The 20146-nt window shown below is 50.3% G+C and carries 12 protein-coding genes; 3 read left to right on the forward strand and 9 right to left on the reverse strand.

Annotation, left to right across the window (positions count from 1 at the left end; genetic code table 11):
- Positions 1-189 precede the first annotated feature (189 nt).
- The 6 genes from CMO10_RS09050 to CMO10_RS09075 all read right to left on the reverse strand — a co-directional run bounded on the left by CMO10_RS09050 (position 190) and on the right by CMO10_RS09075 (position 11822).
- On the reverse strand, positions 190-810 hold the full coding sequence (locus CMO10_RS09050) for a hypothetical protein (RefSeq protein WP_297020968.1): 621 nt from the start codon (positions 808-810) through the stop codon (positions 190-192).
- A gap of 8 nt (positions 811-818) precedes the next feature.
- Positions 819-1535: a PDDEXK-like family protein gene (locus CMO10_RS09055; RefSeq protein WP_297020971.1), complete on the reverse strand. Its 717-nt coding sequence runs from the start codon at positions 1533-1535 to the stop codon at positions 819-821.
- Between the two features lie 79 nt (positions 1536-1614).
- Entirely contained in the window at positions 1615-4863 is a 3249-nt protein-coding gene (locus CMO10_RS09060) for a DEAD/DEAH box helicase family protein (RefSeq protein WP_297020974.1), read from the reverse strand.
- On the reverse strand, positions 4856-5488 hold the full coding sequence (locus tag CMO10_RS09065; RefSeq protein WP_297020976.1) for a hypothetical protein: 633 nt from the start codon (positions 5486-5488) through the stop codon (positions 4856-4858). Before CMO10_RS09065 ends, CMO10_RS09060 begins: the two co-directional genes overlap by 8 nt.
- Before the next feature lie 3 nt (positions 5489-5491).
- Positions 5492-8974, reverse strand: a complete 3483-nt coding sequence (locus CMO10_RS09070) for a site-specific DNA-methyltransferase (RefSeq protein WP_297020979.1) — start codon at positions 8972-8974, stop codon at positions 5492-5494.
- Positions 8975-9005: 31 nt separating this feature from the next.
- On the reverse strand, positions 9006-11822 hold the full coding sequence (locus tag CMO10_RS09075; RefSeq protein ID WP_297020980.1) for an SNF2-related protein: 2817 nt from the start codon (positions 11820-11822) through the stop codon (positions 9006-9008).
- A gap of 498 nt (positions 11823-12320) precedes the next feature.
- Between CMO10_RS09075 and CMO10_RS09080 the strand changes: the two genes are divergently transcribed.
- A complete protein-coding gene (locus tag CMO10_RS09080) occupies positions 12321-13931 on the forward strand; it encodes a recombinase family protein (RefSeq protein ID WP_297020982.1) in 1611 nt (536 codons plus the stop codon).
- A gap of 281 nt (positions 13932-14212) precedes the next feature.
- Here CMO10_RS09080 and CMO10_RS09085 read toward each other — a convergent pair whose 3' ends face one another.
- Together CMO10_RS09085 and CMO10_RS09090 are read right to left on the reverse strand one after the other, a co-directional pair.
- A complete protein-coding gene (locus tag CMO10_RS09085; protein ID WP_297020985.1) occupies positions 14213-15676 on the reverse strand; it encodes a hypothetical protein in 1464 nt (487 codons plus the stop codon).
- Complete coding sequence (locus tag CMO10_RS09090) at positions 15673-17349, reverse strand: hypothetical protein (protein WP_297020987.1); 1677 nt, start codon at positions 17347-17349, stop codon at positions 15673-15675. Before CMO10_RS09090 ends, CMO10_RS09085 begins: the two co-directional genes overlap by 4 nt.
- Before the next feature lie 554 nt (positions 17350-17903).
- On the opposite strand from CMO10_RS09090, the gene CMO10_RS09095 reads away from it, so the two are divergent.
- On the forward strand, positions 17904-18101 hold the full coding sequence (locus CMO10_RS09095) for a hypothetical protein (protein ID WP_297020990.1): 198 nt from the start codon (positions 17904-17906) through the stop codon (positions 18099-18101).
- Positions 18098-19015, forward strand: coding sequence for a hypothetical protein (locus tag CMO10_RS09100; RefSeq protein WP_297020993.1), 918 nt, complete (start codon positions 18098-18100; stop codon positions 19013-19015). The genes CMO10_RS09095 and CMO10_RS09100 overlap by 4 nt, the downstream gene beginning before the upstream one ends.
- Positions 19016-19065: 50 nt before the next feature.
- Here the strand turns inward: CMO10_RS09100 and CMO10_RS09105 are convergent.
- Positions 19066-20146: helix-turn-helix domain-containing protein (locus CMO10_RS09105; RefSeq protein WP_297020994.1), on the reverse strand; the 1081-nt coding region annotated here is incomplete at its 5' end.

Raw genomic sequence — 20146 nt, forward strand, 5'->3', positions numbered from 1 at the left:
TCGACGAACTCCTCCCCTGGAACATCGACCTCCAAGCCTGATCCCCTCACGAAAACTGAAAACATTCTTACGTCAAGGTAGCCGTGAAAAGACGCTTACCTTTGGTAAAATTATTCAAACTATTTACGTGGTCAAAATTGCGCTCGCATAAAGCTCCAACATCAAGGAAATACTCACATCAATTGATCGTTACAACTGCTGCTTTACTTTATTTAGAAAATGATCGAAGAGCTCAAGGTCTTGATAAATCTGATCTAATGTTTGTTGGAGGGCATCAAAAGTGTATACCCAGTCATCATCATTCCAAGCATCAACAATTTTATCTGTCGACAGCTGAAACGGCCGAAAATACACACCTTTCCCTTCGTGTTCCCAACCTCGTTTTCCCAGTTCCAAGCCTACTTCTGGCTCCAACGAGGCAACAGCTTTGTTCCAACTCCTCTTATCAGAAAAGTAAGAAGGGTTCGGGCAGAACCGGAAACCATATTGCGTGTCGCCCAAGCCAAAAAGAGAAGCTACTCGGTAAGAGTTTGTTTGATCCGCGTCTCGTACGTCGAGATCGAACCACCCTTTCCAGTCTTCGTTCTCAACTTGCCAATGTTTTGGCGCACACCAAAACTCATGCAATTCGTCTCCCTCGCTAACTTCACCAAGCCATGATTTTTCTTCGAGCCAATTTTTGAACAGATTGGATAACTCTGCGTTCAACGAAGGAACTATTTCGCGTTCAAAATACACCGCGGTTTGATCAAACAATTGCAAATTTTGCAGAATTAAGAGCCCTGGCCGCTTGTTCTGGTTATCCATCATGTGAGCCCCTAAAAACTGCTGATATGTTTTGCAAAGGAGTTGGCGAGAAAATTAGAAATCTCGTGCCCACCTTTTCGCATTCTCACGATCATTCGCAAATGCTCCGAAATTCTAGACCAAGAGATAGGGACAACATCATCGATGAATTCCCCTGCGGTTGTTGGCGCGGATCCTCTACATGTAAGGTAAACAACCTTCCAGGGACGACCATCTCGCGCACATGCCGCAGCTATCTCGCAATAGCGTCGTAATTGATCACTTTGTTCACTGGCCCCAATTTTCACTTCAATGATGAGAAAGAAGTTTCTGGGATCGTCAATTCGAATGTCAACACGGCTGTCCCTCAAACCATCAGGACAATCTTCAACTGCCAACCGGCAATAACGTGAGGGTTCCTGCGGAAAGTCCGGAATATCAGCAAGTAGGTTTCGCAAGAGCTCAGCTTGAAGGCCATGATCCCCTCTTGGTGAAAGCAGCCATTTCAAAACAGCGGCGTTTCGAACTTCATCACGCCCTAGCCCTGCAAGGTTCCATGGATTACAGGAACCAACTGTCTCAAAAACGTCAGATAGAGCTAACTCGGTGAGCCTATCGAATAGCCCCTTTAATTGCGTCTCGTTTATTGGTTCTGTGCGTTTTTCTGGTTTGGTGAGCACTTCAAAATGACATTCAGCCAAACATTGGAAAAATGCAGGGAGATTGGAAGTCAGCGTCTCAACATTCATTCCAAGTGCCCTCTCACCAAATCAGATACATAGAACGGTCATCTAGTTAGCAGCCGAAATTTCTGCAACGAAGGGGCAACTAGTTCAGAATTTTACTGACTATCTTTGAGACATAATCATCTCGCTGATCGTCCATGAACAGGACATGCATATCTTCTAATTCCTGAATGGTCTTACCCCAATTCAACTTCCCAAAACGGGTAGGCGTAACAACAAAACTGTTCAAGACAACGTCGTCACTGGCCAGGCGCGTTTGGATATCTTTTATCACCCGATGGAATTCAATCTTCTTATGACCAGGGCCCTCATGCTGAAGTCCGTGCGGCTCAACAAATGAAAGGTGCTGTTTTCCATCCTTAACAAGCCATAACAAAAAGTCTGGATAGAAGTTACCAGCCTCGAAAAACCCTATGCCGCGGCCTCGGCTCTCATTTCGAAGCAGAAATAGCTCAATCCCGTCTGATGCCAATCTCTCATGATCTCGTTCGATATAAACGCGAAGATCATCAAGAAACTGGAACTCGCTCTCGTTCAGAGATACGGGCGCGATCTGAATCCTACTACCTTTGGTGACATGAAGGACTGGTTCATAAAGGTGCGTATCGAAGAGGCAGCCTTTCAAATCACCCGCACGGAGAATTCCTGTTTTTCGGGCCGCGATCTCATGAGTGAGAGTCTGAATATCATTGATTAGCGCTGCTTCGCTCGCATCCACGATCAACTGGTAGTCTGTAGCTTCAGGAAGACTACCATCCCCGACCTCGATCTCACGAAGTTCGAGCCTAGGCTCAATGAATGCAGCCTTGCAATAATTGTAGAACTCCTCAGAAAACTTCTGCAATAGCTCCGCAGCCATCTCCTGCCACAGCGCTACGTTTCCAAAGTCGGAGAACTCCATTTTGCCGGACGGCACAATGATCCTGTACCAGGTCCGGTCAGCGAGTAGATCCTTGATCATGGACTTAGAGATGTTGATATTGTGCCAAGTGCGCTCTCGCTTGAATTTCTCGAGGCGGAAGAACAAGTCATCGTAGTCCAAGAAGGCTAAATGGCCGTCACCGAAACGGGTTTCTTCTTTACTGCCAAGCTTGGTGGCTTTTTTCGATTCAAGTGACTGAATGCGCGGATACCAATCTATCTCAACGCCTTTCTGACGTATCTTGTCAGGTACAATGGTCAGCGCCGGAACCGCACCATCCCGCTTGAAATCATATTCGCGACCATCATCACGCCTCTTTCGCGGACGCAGAATTTTCAGGCGCTGTCCGAAGTCGTATGTGACAGTCAGTGGCACTGTAAACACCTGCTTCTGATCATTTCGCGGCAGCTCTTCTTCCTCAAGAAATTTGCGGAAGCGCTCCATAAAGTCGGCTTCGATGCCGAAAACATTCAGGGTCTCAACATATTGGATCAGATCTGGCTGATCTGTCGGTGTTGCAAAACCACTTCGTTGCAACGACCAGTCAAAGCCCTTGAGGCGAACACCTCGCCCAAAAAGCTGAATGATCTGTGCCCCTTCACTTTTGCCGACATGCATCAGACCAAGCGTGCTAACGCGCCAACAATCCCAACCTTCTACAAAGCGCTTGGAACCTATAAGCAGGTTAACTGGTGAACTGGATGATGTGACCTGACCAAACAAGGTCTCTGCAAACTCGGATTCCAAAACTGAGGCATTCTCAAAGGCTTGCTCAGAGAGATGGCTTGCCAGGCCTGATGCGTCGCCAACGTTAATCAACCCGAACGGCTTATCCGCCTGCCCGACCCGCAACATTATCTCGTTATCATCGCCTTTGATCCGCGCGATGGACAGCTCTCCACCGCCCCTGTTCTGGAACAGTTTTTCAAGGATATCGCGGAATAAATCGCCTGGTTTCCAGCTCTCCCGAAGCATGAGGCTCTGAAGGTACGCAAACCCACCAGCGAAGATGTCAGTTCCGTTCTCATCGAGTAAACCTGTCTCCTGCGCGTTACCCGTCAGGATTTGCTCGATCACGGCAGCAGACGCACCCTCATCATTCAGGAACTTCGCGATGAATTTTAGGATGTTTGCAACATCCGAAACAGTCGCCTTTTCCGCCTTTGTTCCGGTTGCCTTGGTGACACTGGACCCGACAAAGACCCAAAGCGGTTTCTCTATGTTGTAAGGTGCATATAGACCGTAGTTATCCTCGTAAAGCCTCAGCTGCTGATAGAAACTCAACAGGCAAGCAGTAAGGTAAGAGAATTCAAGCTCATCGAAAGTGCGTGGCAGGTTGAAGATGCGGTAGTCCTTGCCGTAGCCATCCTCATAGAAATACCGGTACGAATAATCGAACAGGATTGTTTTCGCGTAAGATGCCTCAATCTCAGGGCGTTTTGCAGCGGAAACCGCCTCTTTCAAGGTCGCCGAATACTCAAAGACAAAGCCCTTTTCCGAGAGCCGCGCACGGCTTCTAAACCAGCCACGCTCTTCTTGACTTCCCATGCCACGATGGGCCTCATCAACGAGCAGGAGGTTCTGGTCGCCCAAGTTACGGGTGGCAATGACGTTTGGCCCATCTTCATCCTTCAGCTTGGTCACCTCGGTGAAATCCACTTGGCGCAGGCCGTTCTTGCCCGAAGACAGCAAGTCACCGCTGTCTGTCAAAAGGCGCGATGCGGCAATATTACTGCCCTTTATCTCGCGCGCATGCTGAGCCGAAAGCTGTTCGTTCGGCGTAATGAGTACGGTCCGTGTCAGGTCGTGTTTAAACGAAGACTTTGAAGCATAGTGCCGGAACTGCAGGAAATTGACGTGCATCAGCAACGTCTTTCCCGAACCAGTTGCATTTTGCAGGCAGAGCTTGTTCAGGTCCTCGAGCTCATAGGGCGTGACCCCCGTCTCGTAACCCTCGTTCGTCCAGTAAGTGTTGAAAGCGGCGACATAAGCATTCAATGCCTCCAACAATGCCTCGCGGTCGGCAAAGAACCGGTCAAGATAGATTTCAGCGAACAGTAGCGAGAGCCACTGGTAGTATTTCCATACAATTGGCCTATCGCGCTTCTCGTTGATCGCCAGCGTGTGGCTAACGATGTTGTGTTCGTAACGCAGCAAGTCGGCTGGCGTGATCGTCGCAGTCGCCTGGAGATTTATATCGAGCGCCTTATAAAAGTGGTGCAGGTTCTCAGGTGTCATCCCCCCATGCACATCCTTTACGGACTTCGCCAACTGCTGCATTGGCCGCAAGGTGCGGTTACCGTCCTTGTGATCCTTCAGTGGATCAAAACCGAACAGACTGACGATCCACTGGTTAAGCACCAACTTGTGGCCAAAGGGTAATTGTTTCTTCTTAGGCGCCTTAGCCATCGGCCTTTCCCCTCACAAGCCTGTCCGCAAACAACCTGTTGCCTGCGTCGCGAAAAGCTTCAAATGCATCGATAGAACGATCAATACACTTAAAAAATTCATCTCTTATTTCTTGAAACCGTTTGGAATCCTCTTGAGACCATTCGTCAAACCGATCCCAGTACATTGTATACACATTCAGATTAGCACGATGCACAAACAGCCTTACTGCCATCACTTCGCACAAATCACGAAGAGATTCAGAAAGCTCGTCTTCAAGCGGCCGAAGCTTCCCATGCAAATAAGCCGGCCTACTCTTTCTGATCCAAGACAGAGCTTCATAGCTATCGTCTATTCCGTCTACAGCCCCTTTGCCGATGGAGTTTAGCTGAACTTCCCGAAAATAATGGAGATGCTCTGGCTGAATAGCATCAACCACAGCTTGGTAACGTTCTCTATCTTGCTTAAATGGCAACCGAGACTTTTGCCACATATCAAAACCTGTTTTTCCAAACCAACCGACGGCCCCAATAGCGGCTAAGGTCACGGCCTCCCAAATGCCTACCGGCACATTCGAAAGAAACTCAAATATCTGGTTAGAGGCATTTATCGCCGCCTCCGGTGTCTCCAAATCTTGTGCGGTCATCGATCACCCCTCCACATCCCACATTGCTTGATGGAACGCTTCCTCGATCAGGCGCACCTTCCAGGTCTCCTCGTCCTTGCGGAGGTTGGGCAGGTTGTTAGATCCATTCACGTAGATCACATCGAATTCGGTATCCTGCGCAGAGAGCCGGTACTTCCGGAACCACTCATCCAGCATCAGGTTGTCCTGTTCGAGGTCACCGGTGAGCTTGCGCCACACGACCAGGGCCTTCTCGCGGTCGTTGTGATCGCCGGGGGTGCGCAGGGTGTAGCCCTCGACCTTGCGGAAGCGCCAAGCCCCGTCGCCCGTCTCCTTCAGTGCGCCGTCGAGCATCAGCCGGGTGTTCGTGTCCCCCGGCAGCTCGGGATCGACCTCGCGCTTGAAGGCGGCGTCATAGCCGCGCCAGCGGTCCAGATGCTCGACATGCAGGCCGATCAGCCAGTTGAACGTCTCGACAAGGTCCACCGCCTTCTCGGCATACTCGTCCGTGCCGGGCTTTTTGATCTTCAGCCTATAGGCGGTCGGATCGTCGAACCATTCGATGTTCAAGAGCGACGGGCTGCCCTTGGTCTCGAAGTCCAGCCAATAGCGGAGCATGTAGTCACGGGCGAAATCACCTTTGGCCCCCTTGAAGTCGGCTCCGGGGAGGAGCGTAAGATTGTTCAAAGCATCTTCGTAGCTTTCGAGCCGTACATATTTGAACAGTGCAGACAAGCCGTCGTTAGAACGCGGTTTCCCGTCGCGCCATTGTGATGCATAGATCGCTTTCTGCATTCTTGGACGCGTGACCGTGTCGAAGTATTCACCCATCTCAACCAGACAGAACTTGCGGGAGCCGTGATCTGCTCTGTTAAGTGAAAGGATCGCATGGCCAGTGCTCGCTGAGCCACCGAAGCAATCTAGGATTGTCGAGTCTTTATCTGCGGCATGCGTGATGAAGCGAGAAACAAAGTCCGCGTGTTTCGGTGCGAGGAATACGCCTGAACGCCCAAACATAGCAGACGTCTGCTTCTCTCCGTCCGAGTAGTCAGAGAAAACACTTTTTCCAACATTGGTTTCAACTTCATGCAGCATACGCTTGATCTGAGGTACCTTTTCTTCAGTTTCTCCCCAAGATATCCGGTTGTCAGCATCTAATTTTCTAAGTGTAGTCCTGTCCTCACTCATGTTATGCGAGCCGTATGGAAACTTCCAACCGCTCTTGGGTATCAGTGTTTCTTTGCCTGTGACTGGATGTATAGGTTTGTAATACCTATAGTTTTCACTTTTGGGATCGCGAGTACTAGATGCCTGCTTGGTAGCGGGGAGCGCGAGATTGTCCTCGCGCCAAATCCATATAGTGGCTTGAACATCTTTTGCCTCAGCCTCATCGACCAATCTTCCCGCATTGTCTCGGTATTCAGCGTGCGAATAGTTGAACAAGCCTTTCCAAGGGTCGTCCTTCCGAAAGTCTTCCCACTCAAGACCTTGCGCTTCAATTTCTTCGCGGTAAGCAATTTTGTGATCGTTGTATAATTTTTTGATTGCCTCTTCGATTTCCGAGATCGGTGGATAATCTGGGTTTAGGGCTGCCACAAGCTCCATGACTTCCAAGTAGCCAGGCTTGGGCTCTCGAAACATATTACGGTCTTTCTCAGCCGTTGGCTTGTCCTTGGCGTAAACCAAAACGTATTCGTGGTTGGTCGAATAGTTTGGAACTTGGCTATTATTGGTGTTCATCGACCAGATCAGCTCTTCAACCCGGTTCTCCGGACCGAAGACCGCATCCATTGCATGCTCAAGTACCGTTCTCTCGGCTTTGTCGATACTCACAAAAATCGCGCCGTTCTCAGGTAACAACGGCTTCATCGCATGAAGTCGGTCGTGCATCAGTGTTGCCCAAGACGAATGCTTATAGCTGTTTTTGTACGGAATAGAGCTGCTGTCGGTGTTGTACGGCGGATCGATATAGATGCACTTGACGCCGCTCTTAAGCTTCTCTTGTAGAACCCTAAGAGCCTGAAAATTATCAGAGTGCAGAAGCTGCCCAATTTGTTCGGCGTCGATATCTTGAATTCCTGAAACTACACGATCCCTGAAATCGGCGTCAAAAAGAGCAGTATCCACAAGAAGCCTTTCGTTCTCTTTCAGGAATTCAACTGTTAGGGGCGCCGAGTAATTGTTGAGCTGATCGATGGCAAAAAGCTGAATCCACTGTTCACGCTGAACATCGTTGGCCGCGATCTCGGAAAAGAATTCCCCAGGGATACGATCGAGCGTGATGCAGTACTGGGTGTCGACGACGAACTTTTTCTTCAGCCACAGCCGTTTCTGAAAGTCCTCAAGCTGGGCGAGGAAGTCGATCAGGTGCCGCGCGATACCGCGCAACACCCTGACCTTGGCCAGGTAGGCTTGCACCCGCGGCACATCGGCGGATTCGATATCGTCCAGCCGCATGACCTCGTTCTTGATGTAGAAATCCAGTTCTCGCCGCAGGAACCCGCCCAGATCCTTGTGGATGAAGTAATCCATACTGTTCCGGCCGGTATAGTGGGTGAGATATTTTTCCAGCAGCGTTCGGTCCTTTTCCGTTTCGGTCGGCGCCGGTGTCATCAGAGCGGTCACATAGTCTTCCCCGCCTTCCAGCTTAGGTAACAGTTCTTTCACCTTCTTGACGGCATCGATCACGCGCTTCTTTCGCCATGTCCCATCCTGGCCCGTCTTCTCGGGATCCGGGCGATACTGGAACTGGATCACCAGCTCCGGTTCGCCGGTGTCGCCGGTGTCGCCCGTCTCGATCTTCACCGGCTCGGGCTCGTGGATGATGAAGTAGCGTTCCGTATTCTCCGACGCCTTGACGTTGTTGTGCTCGCCCTCGGACGCCGAGACGATCCGGCAATGTACCCTGAGCGGCTTCTGTTCGAACAGCGCGCCGTGATGCGCCTGGAACTCCATCGCCTGCGTCGGATCGAAGGTGAAGTTGGTCAGGTACTCGGACGTCTTGATGTAGTACTGGTCGCGGTTGGCCCAGTGCAGATAAACCTCGCGCCCGTCATAGGGGACAGCATAGGGGGCTGCCTTGCCGTCCGTTTCGCGCGCGAAGTAGCGGCGGCTCATGAAATCGCCGTTGTCGTAATAGCGCTCGAAGAAGCGATAAAGGGGGTCATAGACGTCACCTTCGTTGCTGCCACTATCCTTAGACGCATCCCAAGCAGCCTTGGCTTCCTTCACTTTCGGCGCGGCATCCGGATCGGGTGCGCCGAATTCCTCGGCCTGCTTACGCGCGGCCTCGTAGACGGCCCTCGCCTGCTCGACACGGGCCCCGTCTGCTTCGCCGAAGGCATCGCGGATTATACCCAAAAGGTCCTCTTCAAGAAACTTGGTCACCTGTCCAGCCTTCGCATGCATGATGCGGTAGAAGCCGAAATCTAAGTCAGGCTGATCGAGCTGGAACAGCTCCTTCAGCAGGCTGATCAGGCGTTCTCTTTGTTTCTCGACGTTCGGCATTTGACGGATTGCTCCTGAGTTCTCTTATGACTTACACGACCGTCCAGCGGACAGTGAATAGCTCTTGTTTACTTATATCTTGTTGAATGCGGGCTTCCAGATCAGAAATCATTTGGTCGCGTTCGCCGATGATCTCATCCTCGACCTCGAAAATACGCTGACGCAGACGGCGCTTCGATTTTTCTACCTCTTGAATCTGGGTTTGAATTCTGTGCTGCTGCTCTGGTGTCACTGCTGACCTTACCTCGCGCTTGAGCTCCAAAATTCGGGCCTTGGCATCCTTAAGTTCTTTTTCTGCGGCGAAGACCTTGTCCTCAGCCCATTTTTCCAACTTCTGGCTTTCATCCGCGAACCATTGCGCGTTCTGATGCTTAAGCGCCTCAATGACGGCCTGCTCGCGTTGCGCCAATACGGAATTCAACAGAGTCCGCTCATTATCGACATTGCCATCGGCAAGCCTGCATGGCATCTCAAACAAGCGCCTAATTACGTCCGGATCCACATCCTGCCCAGCATTCGTTTTGGCCGCAAAAAGGATGTGGTCCTGCTCGTCAAAGCCGGAAAAACTGAGGCATTGAGCGGTTAGGATCCCCGACTGCCCAACCAGAGATTCGATGCTAAGCGCTTTGGCTGGCCATCCCGAATAGTCGAATCCGATGGCAGCGTCTTTAAGTTTGCGTTTGCGGGCACTCGCAATGACGTGCTGTGCCAATGCATGCCCCAGCCGATATCGATGCTCGCTCATGTCGTTCTTGGCGAGACCATAACCACCGGTCGGAACATCCACCCCATCAGGTACTTGCTTCAATGCGAAAGTAAGATGCTCGTTATCAAAGGTGGCATACCGGCGCAGCTCATGCTGGGTGACTGCCCATAACATTCGCTCATACCGTCCGATATACTCTTTGCTCTTGTCCAGATTGAGCTTAAGACGGTCGTGCACCTCGGCGTCAAAATTCTCCAAAAGTTTGCGCCGCGTGTCCTCCATAGCTGCGGTGATATTTTCTTCCATCTCAGTTCGCAGTTGGGCGAATTCAGTCTCAATTTCCTCAGTGGATCGACAATTTTGATAGATTGAAACAATGCGTTTCTCGAACTCGACCCCTGATTCAATCGAGCCGAGAACCTCATCCGATGCACCAAAGACGCCAGAAAAAAGCTGGAACTTTTCGGCCAACAGTTCGTATACGCGCTGATCGGCGGCATTGTTTTTATTGAGAAAGTTGACAACAACGACATCGAATTTCTGACCGTAACGGTGACAACGGCCAATGCGCTGTTCGATGCGTTGCGGGTTCCAAGGCAAATCGTAGTTTACAACAATCGAACAGAATTGCAGGTTTATGCCTTCGGCTGCAGCTTCAGTGGCGATCATTATTGAAGCCGTGTCCCGAAAATGATCCACAAGCGCGGCTCGAATATCCGCTGCTCGCGAGCCAGTTATCCTGTCAGTACCGCTGTGCTTGTCCAGCCATGCTGAATAGATGGCTCTCGATTGTGGATCGGTGTTTGATCCATTAAACAACACAAGCTTTTCCGCATAGCCATGCTCTGTCAGCAGACGAACCAAGTACTCCTGAGTACGGCGTGATTCTGTGAAAATGATTGCCTTTTTAGCACCACCGAGCTCTGAGGCTTTGGTAAAACCGGCATGAAGAGCAGTCAAGAGTGCTTGCCCCTTGGCATTTTCCGAAATCGAAATCGCCAAACTTCGAAAAGCGCGAAGGTCTTCAATTTCCTGGTTAATTAATGCGATGTCCTCAGAAGTCAGAAGTTCTGGCTCCTCGGCAGGATCCGACCATTCATCCGCAATGTCATCATACTCTTCGTAATCTTCAGAAATTTCCTCATGGAACTTCTCACGAAGCCCTTCGTCATCCTTGAGCTGTCGCTCGAGCTTCCGAGCGAGTGTGTCAAGTGCTCCGGCAATGGCAAAGGTAGAGGATGCAAGCAGCTTGCGCAGGATCAACGTCATCAACGTGCGCTGGCTAGACGGCAGCGCTTGCAATGACGGACGGCGCAGATACTCGGATACCATATCATAGAGCGCTTGCTCGCCCTCACTTGGCACGAACTCCTGCGTGATCGGAATTCGATTGGTGTAGCGGATGTATTCCAAAACCTGACGACGCAATGTTCGATGGCAAACCGGATTCAAGCGGCTTTTAAGCTCATCAAATTGTCCATCGCCGGTTAGGCGAGCGAACTGGGCACGGAAGCTCTTGGCATCACCAAAGGTGTAGTCATCAATGAGACTGACAAGGCCATACAATTCCATAAGTGAATTTTGAAGCGGCGTCGCTGTAAGCAGCACTTTTGGTACATTTTCCAATGCGCTCTTCAAGGCGCGACCAGTACGATTGTCAGGCCTGTATACGTTTCTGAGACGATGAGCTTCGTCGATGACGACCAAGTCCCACGGAATGACCATCAACTCGTCAGCGTGGCGCGCGGCAAACTGAAAGGAGCAAATAACCAGTTTTTCTTGCTCAAATGGCCGGTGAACCCCATCCTTAACCATCTTGTTGTAGTTTCTGGATTCGAGGATCAGTGTCGGAAGGAAGAATTTTTCTTCAATCTCCTGCGACCATTGTTTCCGTAGGTTCGCAGGCGCAATAACAAGAATTCGTCGCTTCCGTTCTGTCCATTTCTGAGCAAGAACCAATCCGGCTTCAATGGTTTTTCCGAGGCCAACTTCGTCTGCAAGGATTGCGCCTTTGGACAAGGGTGATTTGAATGCAAACAGCGCAGCTTCAACCTGATGCGGATTAAGATCCACCTGTGCGTCCATCAGAGCACCGGCAAGCTTCTCCGCATCAGCGACCGAATGCCGTTTACTCAATTCCATTGCAAATAGCTTAGCGTGGTATTCTGTAATCACGTTCAGTCCACTGTTTTTCTATCTATCGAATACCACGGTCACATTTCACGTAGTTCACTGTCCGCGCTTGTACTCTAAGACGTTTGCGGTGGCTAGAATACGCTTCAAATTTAAGAGCGCCTCGTAGCTCAGTACAATTACATCTTATTCCTAATGGAGTTTATCTTACGTTGAGCATGGCACCGCCATGCGAATAAGCAGGAAGCCCGTTTGGGCTGTTTGGTGGGCCCACCAAACCTATCCTGCCCCCAGCACGACAGGTGAAAGTTGTGCCATCTCGTGCACCATCATGCAATCTTTTGCATTTTCGTGCAATCTTATGCACTCTCATGCAATCACATGCAGTGCATTGTATTTACAGCATTTTCTTAACTACCTATCCTTAAGAGAAATCGCTGTTTTACCCTTGCGCATCAGCAATCCCGAAAGGTAATCAATCTGATCCAACCTTCGAGGATACAATCAGTGCATGTAGCAATCTACGCCCGCCACTCAACGGACAAACAGGAAACCAGTACCCAGGATCAGATCCGCCGCTGCCGAGAATATTGCAGCGTCAAAGGCTATCAGGTTGCCGACGTGTTTTTTGATGAGGGCATTTCAGGTTCTCACATTGCTAACCGCCCTGGCATCGGCGCCCTTCTCGTCGCAGCACTCAACGGTCGATTTGAAGGTGTCGTTGCGGAGGATCTGAGTCGCATTAGCAGAGACCAGGCCGACACTGCCAATTTCTTCAAGAAGATGATGTTCTTGGGCCTTCCTGTTGAGACCGTCACAGATGGGGTAATCAACGAGCTGCATATTGGCCTGAAAAGCACCATGAACGCGCTCTATCTCAAGGATCTGTCTGACAAGACCCATCGTGGGGTGATCGCAGCTGTTTTGCGTGGTGGCGTTCCTGGTGGTCAACTTTATGGCTACGATCTTGTTCATGCGCTTGACGAGTTTGGAGAACCTATTCGCGGTAAGCGCAAGATCAATGAGGAACAAGCAGAAATCATTCGCGAGATATTTGAATATTACGCCGAAGGCAGGAAGCTGAAACACATCTGCGACGATCTAAACCGGCGCGGCATTGATTCCCCCAAGGGTGGGAAATGGGCCCCATCAAGCCTTGTTGGCTCGTTTGTCCGACAAACCGGAATGCTTCGTCAAACGCTCTATAACGGCGTCGTTACCTTCAACAAAATGCAGTACCGCAAACATCCGGAAAACGGAAAACGCCTGTCAATCATGCGTCCGGAAAAGGAATGGATCACAGTCCCAATCCCCGAACTGACCATCATTGACGATGAGACATTCACAAAGGTCCAGAAGGCTCTTGATGAACGATCCAGCAAACACCTTCAACGCAAAATGATACCCACTGTGATGACGGAGGAGGAGAAGCGCGAGACATCCATTCGCCGTTCAAAGGAATGGCGTCGCAAACAGGCTGTCACGAAAAAGCGTGCAAATGCGGTGTTTGGCGGCAAACTCTATTGCGGGGAGCACAATCAGAAAATCACAGCGACCTATGCAAAGCATTATTCTTGCCCTGTCAAAGGCTGCGCGAACAGGAACCTCCACTATGACGAAATCATCAAGCTAGTCTTGAATGCTATCGCTGAACTCGATGAGGCAAAAATCATTGAGCATTTTGAGAGCGAGGAGATACAGCAAGTTCGCGCTCACCACGCACGTGAGATTGAACGCCTGAATCAGCATCTCGAAGATCTTCGCGCCAGCATCAACAAGGTTATCGATGCTCTAGGCCCAGATGCACGTTCAACTGAAATACGCGCATTTTTCGACGACAAAGCAGAACAGATCCAACGCACGAAACTTGATATCGCACATCACAAGCGCGACCTTGCCGATTGCGCTACACCAAAGAAACTCCAAAACATTGTCCAACAGCATCAAAGGCTTGTTACGAGACTATCGCTGTGGTCCCGCGATCCCGAAGCAGTTGCCCCCATACGCCAGACAATCAAACGATTAACAATCACCACATCCGGGGATCGGACCGGCAACGTCACCTGCTGTGCAGACTTTGATGTTCAAGGGATCACTAGCCTTGGTGAACTAAGGTAACACACCGGCTATTTCCTGCCGCTTACAAGGATTAAACATCTGAGCTGGTATCGCTGCTCACTGGCTTTCCAACTTGAGCTGAGACAATATTATCTCTTCCAAAAGCAAGCGCGCTTGCGAAGCCTATCACCACAACAAATCTAACGAACCGATCCGTTACAACCGTCACTCAGTTAGCTTCCGGCAGTTTTTTCGTTGCGATACCCAATTTTTGATGACTATTCAGCACGAAATCTCTTCCCTGGACCTAATCACTTCGTAAACCGATCCTTCGATGAGTTTCACGACAAGAGACGCTGATATTCCTTCTCAAGGTATTCATCGACAGCTTCTGCATCCAAGTTTCCAGCGCAATACGAAGCTCTAAGCTCCTTCAAAGCAAGACTCCCGAACCGAGCCCAAGCAATAAGATTGGAACGCAGCATAAAGTTAATCATCTCACCTCCAGAGCGAAGGGCAGCGTCAGCACCATCAACGATGCAAAGGGTTCCATGGCCAACCAAGAGCATCCGGCGGAGCTCCGGATTGTTTGCAGACGGCAGACACTCGCCCCAGGGCAGACCGTGACTGAACCTCCTCTTGAAGGTCCACATTATCCTTGTCAGAAGTTCGGTCACCATGACCGGGATGGCCAGCGCCATGCCGTGGCGGAAATCATAGCCCTGCTCGAAAACCTGGACTGCCACCTTGGCAAACGACTGTCGGTGCTGCCCGAACGCACCAACATCAATGAACTGCAGAAGGGAAAAGAAAGGTATTGGGATGCCTGCGCCCCGACCCTTGGCACCTGATGACCCAGCCATATCGGAAACAAGGTGCCCCATCCAGTTAACAAAACCGGAGAATACCTTCGATGCAAACGTGCTGCCTTTAAGCTCAAAGCTTTCCGTGTCGATAGAGATCACCCGGCCCCCATCGACGAAATAGGAAGTATTCGTGAACTGGCCAAGAATGGAAAAGAACAGGCCTACGATATCGGGAGAGTGCCCCAAGCTCTTGATGTGATGGTTGTCCATCGACATTTTGAATACGCCGCCGACGCCATTCTTTCCGTTTCCGGTCGATTGATCGTAGTTGACCTTAAACGTCCTTTCCAAAAAGCCAATGGCACTTGCCGTCGGATCCTTCCCCTCACGAGGCCCCTTCCAACCGAACCAGCCAGCAAATTTCTGAACGAAACCATCTGTGACGTCGTCAGTGAACTCTGTCAGAGCTCCCTCTCTAGGCATACCAACAAATAGAATATCCACAAGACCGCCGATGAGCCCGCAAGTACCTGCGATCATGTAATCAAATTTGTCGCAATTGGCGGCCTTAAGGGAAAAATCCTCCCTGATGCGCTTTTCCAACGCGATTTTCTGCGTTGGGCTCATCAAATGAGCAAAAGGATCTTTGTGCAGCGTCAACTCATTCCTGGCTGCGTAGAGCTGGACTTTGGCAAGATATCCTTCCCAATCCTCCTCGTCTTCGATGCTAACATGATCAAGCGGAGCAATCGGCAAGCGCGTTTCCTCTATCTCAAAGGCCTCCATATCGAATGACACGCCTTTCGGCAGGGTCACTCCATGCGCCACGGCGGCTTCCGACAAAGTTAGAAGATTGTTCAAATCTGCGTGGTTAACCTGAGCCCGGGCCTCAAGGTCGTCCAATGCTTGCTTGGCATCATTAAGGCTGTTTTGAGCCTCGTTCGTTTGCTGTCTCTGAATGATCAAAGCATTAGCTTGGTCATGCAATTTCTTACTCATGAGAACAGTCCAGCCAGTTTATCCTTGCCCTTCATGGCTGCATTCACGGCAGCACCTTTGGCAATTTTTCCGGTATCAAAGTAGCCAACGACCTCGAATGCCTTTGCCAATCTTTCGACGTCTTCCGTGTTACAATCTTGTCGAAGGACCATCTGAGCATTCTTTTCATCACCTTTTTCTGACGCTGTCAGCTGTTCCTCGTAAAATGAGAGAATGAACTCGTAGAGAGGGGCCTTTGCTGCCTCTCGAGTGAGGGAATGCAGTCTTGCAACATTGAGCACACGAGCACACTTGGTCCGCATGACGCTGTTTTGAACTGAATCCGCCTTGCTTGTCAGAATGTTCCCCGCCGACGTCAATTGCTGCATCAAGCCCATCAGCTTTCTGATCTGCGCCTCCTGCCGGTCAGTTGCAGTCATGACCCCGTTTAACTTCTCGACTACAAAGTTGATGTCCTGCACAAGTATAGAGATGGTCGACTGGGTCTGCTTTATAACCTCATTGAGCATTAGTTCTCGACGCCGTGCCCTAGCCAGTTCGTCAGCTCCCGTCAGCTTGCGGACCCCGGTGTATGCCCCCACGCCAATCAAAACAACGACACCAATCCCTGTAGCCATACTCGAAAGGCCAAGGAGCCCCCCCATTCCTAACGCGGCAAGACCCGATGTTATGCCTGATGCGGAGAGACCGGCTACAGAACCAGTGAGATAGACTGCAGCTAGGGGTGTACCAACGGCAGCAGCTTTCGCTGACATCGACTTCATCGAAACCTTCAGATAATCGTCCGAATATTCTGATTTAAGCATCTTATGATCGGTTTCGATGGCCATCATGATCAGCTCGAGCTCACCGTCAGAAATATTTAGCAGATGGCGGTTGTCTGTGAAAAAGTCGAAGCCTTCCAGTGAAGCCTCTTTGGTGCAGAAGTGAGTGTTGACCAGATCCTTTGCTAAGGAGATCCGAACTGCCTGCAACTGTCCCTCCGGAGATTCTTCATCGATGGTTTTTAAGAGGTTCTCCACGGAATTTTGAGTCCCGGTCGAAGACAGATAAGTCCTTAGCTCGAACCGGGATTCCGGACTAAGTTTCAGCTTCGTCATTAGAAGTAATATCTCGGCTAACTCTTTGTCATCTATCACACCGTCGTCGGCGAACGCCATATTGACTATAGTCTTCACATAAGCGACTTTCAGAGCATCACTCATTTCCTCCACTGGAATGAGTTGGCGTTCTTCTTTATGCTCACTGAAGTCAACTGCGCAAGACAGCAAGAGCTTTGCCAAGTGATTGTAGTCGCAGTCGATTACATCTTTGATCGAAATATTGTCGCCGTCCTTTAGCAACACTTCGACTGTTCGGACAATTTTGTCGCCTTTTTTTCCTGTCGCCGTTTCCTTGCACTCAACGGCTGCGATGTTGCTAAAAAGAATTTCTGTCGGATCAGCGAATGACGGTCGGTATATGACTCGCTCACCGGTGAATAGCAGGCCATCCTTTCCACTTCCCAACATCGTGCTGTCGTAAATCGCTATCACGCTTTCAGGATCGCCAGAAAAGGCAAAAGCCTTCACTGCCGCGTACAATTTCCCTTGGTGAATATTGGGGGCGACGGACACTTTCTTCTCAGAGAGCGCCACGACGTTTTCTCGCAGAAAGCTGTTGATGCTGGCCATTGTCTATACCTGAATCTTGTTGTTTCTATTTGCTGTCTGCGATGCTTTTGCGGGAGAGGCAACAGCAGCATTTCGCAACACTGTTTCCGGACGAAATTTCTTGTCGTTTGAATTTTCCATCCGAGAGCTCCCAGCACACGACCTACGGCACGGCCCTGCTATACTGTGGCAAGAGCTCAAGACCTTACAGCACGTCAACCTCTTATGATGACCATCCTATAATGGCATGACTGCAACCTGAAGAAAGCCTTTAACACACTGCCTATCCTTAAGAGTGCATCTAAGTAAAGCTCTCTCCGGGGATCAGAAAAGAGGAACTGAATAGCCCCTTGGAATTGTAGACACTCGGATTGCACTTTTCGATGGAGTCTCAAAATCACTTGCGGGCATTAAGGGGCTCTTCTAGCTTCAAACAAAAAAAAACAAATCACCACACATATTCAACTCTGTATAGATACCACATCAGTTTTCCATCATACTATCGTCCGCACCTTCAGATATTGAGTGCGGTGAGTATTTGTAATGGGAGCAAAGCCTCGAACAGGAGGTAATGAGTGTCTGAACAACTGAAGATCAGTCGGGAAGCGTTGCGGGAGATCGAAGCTGCCTACCAAAAATACGAACGTGAGGTTGAAAGCTTACCACTCGCCTCCTCGACAAAAACCACGTATCTCTCGCACTCTCAAAACTTTGTGCGCTGGCTGTCAGGCGACTTTATTCCAGGCAGCACCAAAACAGGGGTTAAACCGTGACCCAACGCGCAAATTTCCGCGGACAAAATGTCTACGCTTATCAAGTATCGGACGCGACTTGGGAGCTACTGAAGCAAGAGTATGACGCAGGAAATCTGACACTTCCCTGCTGCGGCGGCAATGCCGTGCCTAAAGAACATCCTACGTCCGGGACGAGGTTCTTTTCTCATGCACCCTATGCTGGGCGCACATGCGAATGGAAAGCGACGGGTGCATTGCAAGAAGAACTCGTTCGAGAGGCCTGCACTGTTCTGGATAAGCTCGGCTGGAAAGTAGAAAGCGATTGCTGGTGCGAAGGGGTAGCAGTTGACATCATTGCTAAAAATCTGGAAACGGGGAAACGCTTTGCATTCATGATTGAAACTGGCTCAAAAGCAGATCGGCCCGACGATACACTGATTTCAGAGGACGCAATCCTAACTAATTCTGATTTAGACAAAACCTTATGGCTTCTCCCTGAACAACGCTTCCATCAACTAAAGAACACTGTCGAAGCCATTCCTTTTCATCGAGCCACTGTGGATGCTGAAAACACTGTTGGCAACCTAGCGCGGTCGCTACGCCGTTGGCTTGAGCCTGTCGAAACTTCAAACAGTGAACAGCCAACACAAAGCGACGTGAGGGGAGATCCTTTACCTAGCGATGAACCTACTGGCATCGAAGCTGACCCCGAATGGCAAGACGGGAAATCGTCCGTCGGCTCACCGGCTGTTCGTGTTGATCGACTAACTCGACTTGCCAACCGTTGGCTTTCAGCCAACCACGCCAATACATGGCTGAATAAGGTTCATCCTTCTATTAGTTACAACAATTCACCACTCGGAGCGGCTCAATGCGCAGCGACCGGCTACTTGGAAGCTCAAAATGCTTTGAAAGCCGAGTATGATGCTATTTTGAATGGGACCTCCCCATAGGCGTGGATACTCGGCACAAAGATCAGCAAACAGCTTTTACGTATCGCGGGCTAAACAAGAGTTATCCCATCAATTGAGATGCCTCGACGCTCTGCCTGCAGGCGTATTTCGGCAAACAAATGGTTCTGAACTGCGTCGCGAACGCAACGACTGTTGGCCGAAAGCAGCAACCGATCATCGCGAGATATTACCCTGACCTTGGGCAACCATGCTCCTGGATTTCTGCACCCTGGAAGCTCCATTTTCGCAACGGCTCGGCATATTTCCCCCCAGACCGTCGGAGCACCTTGCTCATACAACTCTATTTCTTGAGGACATTCTACCGCTGATGGTTCGTTTGCCTGCAGATCGTCAAGCGCATCCAGTAGCTCTAACCTTGAAGGTCTTTTTACCTTCTGTCGTAACCCTTCAAGCTCAAATCTAACGGCACTAATGCCAACGCGATCAATCGCCTCATTCACCCGCAAGCATGCATTGGCCAACGTCCAAGGTTCAGAACACAGTCGTTGCCACTCTCTAGCTAAAATCAAACATTGATCATCGACGGCGGGAAGGACGGTCGCACCGGTTCCAGGAACAGCATTCGCCTGTTCCTTTTCATCCGTGTTTTCTTCTTTATCCGTGTTCTTCTTATTGGAACCGGCATCACGTGCCGGTTTAACACCGGAATCTGATGCCGGTATAGTGGAACCAGATGCCGGTTTAGAACCAAGACCGATCAGTTGATAAGCATTGCGATTACGAAGTCGGCCAACGATCCGGCTCGACTTCGCTACCAATCCAAGTTCGGTCAAACGCTTGAGAGCTTGACGCACCTTGCGATCAGACAGGCTTGTTTCATGCGCAATGGTTTCAATCTTGGGGAAGCATGCCCGCGTTCGATCATTGACGTGTGATGCCAGCACAACGGCAACACAGATTTCGGCTGTCGATAAATCCGGATGATGAAGGACCTGTGTCTGCACCCAGTGCCAACGGGCAACGGCAGACGTTCCGACCGGTACAGATTGTTCTGCAACCGCGCCGGTTTGCGCTTGGGAATATGAAGATGTCATGCGTGGTATCGGCCAGAGTTCAAGCATCGCATTTATTCTTGACAAAGCGATCCCGTCGCCTAAACTTGACCTCAGA

This window comes from Thalassospira sp. (genome assembly GCF_002709775.1).
In the GTDB taxonomy this organism is placed as follows: domain Bacteria; phylum Pseudomonadota; class Alphaproteobacteria; order Rhodospirillales; family Thalassospiraceae; genus Thalassospira.